At 62.6% G+C, this 4,610-nt stretch carries 7 protein-coding genes; 4 read left to right on the top strand and 3 right to left on the bottom strand.

From position 1 onward, the window contains the following. Positions 1-168: 168 nt before the first annotated feature. The 4 genes from aroQ to aat are packed head-to-tail and all read left to right on the top strand — an operon-like array spanning position 169 to position 3,072. Positions 169-603 (top strand): type II 3-dehydroquinate dehydratase, encoded by a 435-nt coding sequence (aroQ, locus tag EOA22_RS23910; RefSeq protein WP_013531359.1) that lies wholly within the window; start codon positions 169-171, stop codon positions 601-603. A 26-nt stretch (positions 604-629) separates the two neighbouring features. Continuing rightward, on the top strand, positions 630-1,088 hold the full coding sequence (gene accB / locus EOA22_RS23905; RefSeq protein WP_013531358.1) for an acetyl-CoA carboxylase biotin carboxyl carrier protein: 459 nt from the start codon (positions 630-632) through the stop codon (positions 1,086-1,088). Positions 1,089-1,098: 10 nt separating this feature from the next. Next, entirely contained in the window at positions 1,099-2,442 is a 1,344-nt protein-coding gene (accC, locus tag EOA22_RS23900; protein WP_063168094.1) for an acetyl-CoA carboxylase biotin carboxylase subunit, read from the top strand. A gap of 12 nt (positions 2,443-2,454) precedes the next feature. Next, on the top strand, positions 2,455-3,072 hold the full coding sequence (gene aat, locus EOA22_RS23895) for a leucyl/phenylalanyl-tRNA--protein transferase (protein ID WP_024503883.1): 618 nt from the start codon (positions 2,455-2,457) through the stop codon (positions 3,070-3,072). 9 nt (positions 3,073-3,081) lie between these two features. Here the strand turns inward: aat and EOA22_RS23890 are convergent, their stop codons facing one another. The 3 genes from EOA22_RS23890 to EOA22_RS23880 all read right to left on the bottom strand — a co-directional run bounded on the left by EOA22_RS23890 (position 3,082) and on the right by EOA22_RS23880 (position 4,608). Continuing rightward, positions 3,082-3,468, bottom strand: a complete 387-nt coding sequence (locus EOA22_RS23890; RefSeq protein ID WP_024503882.1) for a hypothetical protein — start codon at positions 3,466-3,468, stop codon at positions 3,082-3,084. A 75-nt stretch (positions 3,469-3,543) separates the two neighbouring features. Next, complete coding sequence (locus tag EOA22_RS23885) at positions 3,544-4,134, bottom strand: DUF2155 domain-containing protein (RefSeq protein ID WP_013531354.1); 591 nt, start codon at positions 4,132-4,134, stop codon at positions 3,544-3,546. Positions 4,135-4,257: 123 nt separating this feature from the next. Further along, complete coding sequence (locus EOA22_RS23880; protein WP_245478676.1) at positions 4,258-4,608, bottom strand: NADH:ubiquinone oxidoreductase subunit NDUFA12; 351 nt, start codon at positions 4,606-4,608, stop codon at positions 4,258-4,260. Positions 4,609-4,610: the final 2 nt, after the last annotated feature.

The following is a 4,610-nucleotide window of genomic DNA, read 5'->3' as shown; positions in this document are numbered from 1 at the left end:
GGCGAAAGCCGCGCTCTGATCTTGCTCGCCAGCTATCTCTCACTGGCACATTTCCGCCTGTTGTGGACAGTGAAAGAACGCACTTGCGCTCTTTCCGCGGGCGGCTATGCCCATTATAGAGGGCCCAGCGCGCCGGCTTGATGACGGCGCCGGGAAAGGTCGGCTTTTTTGAAAACGGTTTTCGTCCTGAACGGTCCCAATCTCAACGCGCTCGGCAAGCGCGAGCCGGGCATCTATGGCGGCAAGACGCTTGCCGCGATCGCCGACGACTGCAAGCAGGCAGGCACGGCGCTGGGGTTCGAGATCGATTTCCGCCAGTCGAACCATGAGGGCGACCTTGTCGACTGGATTCAGGAAGCCGGCGACAAGGCTGTCGGCATCGTCATCAACCCGGGCGCCTACAGCCACACCTCGATTGCCATCCACGACGCCATCCGCGCCGTCGCACCATTGCCGGTGGCCGAAGTTCATCTTTCCAACATCCATGCGCGGGAACCATTCCGCCACGTCTCCATGGTCGCGCCGGTCGCCGTCGGCATGATCTGTGGCTTTGGGCCGCTCGGCTATACGCTGGCGCTACAGGCGCTGGCCGCACGCCTATGACCGGCCAACAAACAGAAGGCTCGAAAATGTCGATAAAGAAGACCGGTGTTGACCAGCAACTGATCCGCGATCTGGCGGGCATACTGAACGACACCAATCTCACCGAGATCGAGGTTGAACTGGGCGACCTGAAGGTGCGCGTCTCGCGGCAGGCGCCGGCCGTTCATGCAATCGCGGCGCCGCAACCGGCCTATGCGCCGGCAGCAGCGCAGGCTGCCGCCGTTGCCGTGCCTGTGGTGGCGGACCTTTCCAAGAATGCGGTCACCTCACCGATGGTCGGCACGGCCTATTTGGCTCCGTCGCCGGACGCCAAGGCATTCATCGAAGTCGGCCAGAAGGTCAAGGAAGGCCAGACGCTGCTGATCATCGAAGCAATGAAGACGATGAACCAGATCCCCTCGCCACGCGCCGGCACGGTGACCGCGATCCTTTTCGAGGATTCGCAGCCGGTCGAATATGGCATGCCGCTCGTCGTGATCGAGTAGAGCGGGCCTGATGTTTCAGAAGATCCTCATCGCCAATCGCGGCGAAATCGCCCTCCGGGTACTGCGCGCCTGCAAGGAACTCGGCATCCAGACGGTGGTGGTGCATTCGACCGCCGATGCCGACGCCATGCATGTGCGGCTCGCGGACGAGAGCGTCTGCATCGGTCCGCCGCCATCGCGCGACAGCTATCTCAACATCCATCAGATCGTTGCGGCCTGCGAAATCACCGGCGCCGACGCCGTGCATCCGGGCTACGGCTTCCTGTCGGAGAACGCCAAGTTCGCCGACATACTGGCCGCGCACAACATCACCTTCATCGGTCCGTCCGGCGACCATATCCGCATCATGGGCGACAAGATCGAGGCCAAGCGAACCGCCAAGCGCCTCAGCATTCCGGTTGTGCCCGGTTCGGACGGTGCCGTCACCGACCAAAAGGAAGCCAGGCGCATTGCCGCCGAGATCGGCTATCCCGTGATCATCAAGGCATCGGCCGGTGGTGGCGGGCGCGGTATGAAGGTAGCGCTTACCGAGGCCGACCTTGAGGTCGCCTTGCAAACGGCGAGCACGGAAGCCGGTGCGGCCTTCGGCGACGATGCGGTCTACATCGAGAAATACCTGGAAAAGCCGCGCCATATCGAGGTGCAGGTGTTCGGCGACGGCTTTGGCCGCGGCGTGCATTTCGGCGAGCGCGACTGTTCCTTGCAGCGCCGCCACCAGAAAGTCTGGGAAGAGGCGCCCTCGCCGGCCCTCAATGCCGAAGAGCGCGCCCGTATCGGCGGCATCTGCGCCAAGGCGATCGCCGACCTCGGCTATTCCGGCGCCGGCACGATCGAGTTCCTCTACGAAAATGGCGAGTTCTATTTCATCGAGATGAACACGCGCCTGCAGGTCGAGCATCCGGTGACGGAAGCGATCACCGGCATCGATCTCGTGCATGAGCAGATCCGCGTCGCTTCCGGCGGCGGCCTCTCGGTGAAGCAGGAGGACATCAAGTTCAACGGCCACGCCATCGAATGCCGCATCAACGCCGAGGACCCACGCACCTTCACCCCCTCGCCCGGTACGATCACCCATTTCCACACACCGGGTGGTCTGGGCATCCGCGTCGATTCCGGCGTCTATTCCGGCTACAAGATCCCGCCCTATTACGACAGCCTGATCGGCAAGCTGATTGTACATGGGCGTAACCGCGTCGAGTGCATGATGCGCCTGCGCCGCGCCCTGGACGAGTTCGTCGTCGACGGTATCAAGACGACGCTGCCGCTGTTTCGCGACCTCGTCGGCAATGCCGACATCGCCAATGGCGATTATGACATCCACTGGCTGGAAAAATACCTGGCCAAGGAAGAGTAGCGCGGAGACGCGATGACCCGCCCCTACGCGCCCGGCTATCGCATCCCCACCGACCTGCTGCTCAAGGCCTACGCCTCGGGCGTCTTCCCAATGGCAGAAAGTGCCGGCGACCCGGAGGTGTTCTGGGTGCGGCCGGAGACACGAGGCATCATCCCGCTTGACGGCTTTCACACGCCGAAAAGTCTCTGGAAAACGATCAAGAAACATCCCTTCGACATCCGTTTCGATTTCGATTTCGAGGCGACCATCGACGGCTGCGCCGAAAAGCGCGCGGAGCGGCGCTCGACCTGGATCAATGCGCCGATCCGCGAAGCCTATATCGAGTTGCATCGGATAGGCCATTGTCATTCGGTCGAAGCGTGGCGTGAGGACCGGCTGGTCGGCGGCCTCTATGGCGTGTCGCTCGGCCGGGTGTTTTTTGGCGAGAGCATGTTCGCCAGAGAGACGGACGCTTCCAAGACCTGCCTCTTCTACCTCGTCGAGCGCTTGAAGGCGCGGGGCTTTGCTCTGCTTGATACGCAGTTCACCACCGAGCACCTCAAGCGGTTCGGCGCGGTCGACGTGCCGCGCGGCAAGTATGAGAAGATGCTCGCCGATGCGTTGAAGGGCGAGGCAATATTCTATCCCTGAGGATTGAGCCTACTTCCCGGTAGCGGCTTCCAATGGCGTCTGCGAATGGAACATCATCTTCCAGCCGTTGGCGCGATGGACGTAGCCGGTGCTGACCAGCGCGGCATAAGCCTCGCCATTCTCCCGTGTCGCACGCGCCTCGTAAGTCAGCATGATGATGTCGCTGCCCGGCTCGATAATGCCCTTGAGATCCATCTGCAGGTTGCGCCAGCGGTTGGGCTTGGCCGCGGTCTTGGCCAGATCCGCATTGTCCATCGCCTGTGCCATCTGCGGAAATGCCACCAGGCATTCGGTGTCGGCGTTGGCCGCGTAGTAGGCGGAGTCGCCCGTCCAGAATCCCTTTTCGAGTTCCAGCAATTCGGCCTTGCTAGCCGTGATCCGTTTGCTGTCTGACATCGGAAGATCCTCCTTACGCATGAATGTGCGCTCGTCCGTGGCCCAACGCATTGTGGCCAGGACGGTTCCGGGGGATCAGTTGGTGTCGGTAGTATCGGGTTCCGAAGCGTCCGGCTCCGTCACATCAGGCGTTGTGACGTCCGGAGTGGTCGCGGCTTCCGGTTTGGCTGCGGCGGGCTTGGGAGCCTCCGCTTTGGTTGCGTCAGCCTTGGCTCCGTCGGGCGCCGGCACATCCGACTTCTGCTTGCAGGCCTTCAGCCAGACGTCGTAGACGGCATGCTCGACGGCGTTGAGGCCGGGGCTTTCGGCAAACATCCAGCCGGTGAAGATGCGGCGGATCTTGCGGTCGAGCGTGATCTCGTCGACCTCGACGAAGGAATCGGTCTTCGGCGCCTCCGCCTGCGGCCGCGAATAGCAGACGCGCGGCGTCACCTGCAAAGCGCCGAACTGCACCGTCTCGTCGATATAGACATCGAAGGTGATGATCCGGCCGGTGATCTTGTCGATACCGGCAAACTCGGCAACGGCATTGGTAACCCGGTCCGCTCCCGCGGGCGGCGCCGGCGCGGGTGCCGCGGGCTCAGGCGAAGCGGCGAAGGCCACGGTGCTGACGGCAAGACCGGCGGCTAGCGCCAGACTGGCCGATATTGAGTAAGAAAAGCTCATGCAAAGATACCGGTGGTTCGCGCCCGGGTGATTCTGTCGATCGCCAAGGCTAGTCGCCGTTTTCTGATCAGCAAGCAGCTAAACACCAATTGTGGCGATAAAGGACCGGCTTGCACCCTGTCGCTACGACCCGGGTGTCCAGGCATCGTAGTCGCCGGTGACCTGCGGGCGATGCTGATTGGTGAGCACCGAGCCCTTCGGACGATAGGCCGCCGGGCTGCCGGTCAGATTGGGCTGATGCGGCTTCTGCCAGTCGCGTGGCTTGTAGTCCTCGCTGGACGGCGCGACGTCGACACGGTGGTGCATCCAGCCGTGCCAGCCGGGCGGTATCGCCGAAGCTTCCGAATAATTGCGGTAGATGACCCAGCGGCGCGTGCGGCCTTCCGAATCGATGCCGCCTTCGTAGTAAAAATTGCCGGTCTCGTCCTGGCCGACCTTCTTGCCATACCGCCACGTGTGCAGGCGGGGTCCTATCG

This window comes from Mesorhizobium sp. M7A.F.Ca.US.014.04.1.1 (genome assembly GCF_003998745.1).
In the GTDB taxonomy this organism is placed as follows: domain Bacteria; phylum Pseudomonadota; class Alphaproteobacteria; order Rhizobiales; family Rhizobiaceae; genus Mesorhizobium; species Mesorhizobium ciceri.
The sequence above is the reverse complement of the archived record's forward strand: the minus strand, read 5'-3'. Positions and strand labels throughout refer to the sequence as shown.

Coding starts and splice junctions, on each gene's coding strand:
- accB (WP_013531358.1), top strand. CDS start 630: ATGTCGATAAAGAAGACCGGTGTTGACCAGCAACTGATCCGCGATCTG.
- accC (WP_063168094.1), top strand. CDS start 1,099: ATGTTTCAGAAGATCCTCATCGCCAATCGCGGCGAAATCGCCCTCCGG.
- EOA22_RS23885 (WP_013531354.1), bottom strand. CDS start 4,134: ATGAGCTTTTCTTACTCAATATCGGCCAGTCTGGCGCTAGCCGCCGGT.
- aat (WP_024503883.1), top strand. CDS start 2,455: ATGACCCGCCCCTACGCGCCCGGCTATCGCATCCCCACCGACCTGCTG.
- EOA22_RS23890 (WP_024503882.1), bottom strand. CDS start 3,468: ATGTCAGACAGCAAACGGATCACGGCTAGCAAGGCCGAATTGCTGGAA.